The 1,580-nt window shown below is 51.4% G+C and carries 2 rRNA genes; both read left to right on the top strand.

From position 1 onward, the window contains the following. A 23S ribosomal RNA gene (locus ACY34H_RS30015) occupies positions 1-1,347 on the top strand; the annotation flags it as partial. 115 nt (positions 1,348-1,462) lie between these two features. Then, positions 1,463-1,575: ribosomal RNA gene (rrf, locus tag ACY34H_RS30010) — 5S ribosomal RNA — on the top strand. The last annotated feature ends 5 nt before the right edge of the window (positions 1,576-1,580 follow it).

Genomic DNA, 1,580 nt, shown 5'->3' with positions numbered 1-1,580 from the left:
GAAGCAATCGGAAGTGGTTCCAAGAAAAGCCTCTAAGCTTCAGTCATACGAGACCGTACCGCAAACCGACACAGGTGGGCGAGATGAGTATTCTAAGGCGCTTGAGAGAACTCGGGAGAAGGAACTCGGCAAATTGGTACCGTAACTTCGGGAAAAGGTACGCCCCAGTAGCTTGACCACTTTACTGTGGAAGGGTGACAGGGTTGCAATAAAATGGTGGCTGCGACTGTTTAATAAAAACACAGCACTCTGCAAACACGAAAGTGGACGTATAGGGTGTGACGCCTGCCCGGTGCTGGAAGATTAAATGATGGGGTGCAAGCTCTTGATTGAAGTCCCAGTAAACGGCGGCCGTAACTATAACGGTCCTAAGGTAGCGAAATTCCTTGTCGGGTAAGTTCCGACCTGCACGAATGGCGTAACGATGGCCACACTGTCTCCTCCCGAGACTCAGCGAAGTTGAAGTGTTTGTGATGATGCAATCTACCCGCGGCTAGACGGAAAGACCCCATGAACCTTTACTGTAGCTTTGCATTGGACTTTGAACCAATCTGTGTAGGATAGGTGGGAGGCTTTGAAGCGGGGACGCCAGTTCTCGTGGAGCCAACCTTGAAATACCACCCTGGTTTGTTTGAGGTTCTAACCTTGGTCCGTTATCCGGATCGGGGACAGTGCATGGTAGGCAGTTTGACTGGGGCGGTCTCCTCCTAAAGTGTAACGGAGGAGTTCGAAGGTACGCTAGGTACGGTCGGACATCGTGCTAATAGTGCAATGGCATAAGCGTGCTTAACTGCGAGACCGACAAGTCGAGCAGGTACGAAAGTAGGACATAGTGATCCGGTGGTTCTGTATGGAAGGGCCATCGCTCAACGGATAAAAGGTACTCTGGGGATAACAGGCTGATTCCTCCCAAGAGTTCATATCGACGGGGGAGTTTGGCACCTCGATGTCGGCTCATCACATCCTGGGGCTGTAGCCGGTCCCAAGGGTATGGCTGTTCGCCATTTAAAGTGGTACGTGAGCTGGGTTTAAAACGTCGTGAGACAGTTTGGTCCCTATCTGCCGTGGGCGTTGGAAATTTGAAGGGGGCTGCTCCTAGTACGAGAGGACCGGAGTGGACGAACCTCTGGTGTACCGGTTGTCACGCCAGTGGCATTGCCGGGTAGCTAAGTTCGGAAGAGATAACCGCTGAAAGCATCTAAGCGGGAAACTTGCCTTGAGATGAGATTTCCCGGAGCCTTGAGCTCCTTGAAGGGTCGTTCGAGACCAGGACGTTGATAGGTCAGGTGTGGAAGTGCAGTAATGCATTAAGCTAACTGATACTAATTGCCCGTACGGCTTGTCCCTATAACCTTGACGGTTACAGTGCATTTACTCTTTGATGAGAGTTACCCTCGCTTTACTTCTTCCGGATTGAGATCGATTGCTGCTCCATCGAGAGCAATCGATCGTACAAGTCATGCCTGATGACCATAGCAAGTCGGTCCCACCCCTTCCCATCCCGAACAGGACCGTGAAACGACTTTGCGCCGATGATAGTGCTGCAACCAGTGTGAAAGTAGGTTATCGTCAGGCTGTTA

The sequence above is a fragment of the Pseudoduganella sp. jia 9 genome (assembly GCF_055502615.1).
This window is presented reverse-complemented; position numbering and strand designations above follow the sequence as displayed.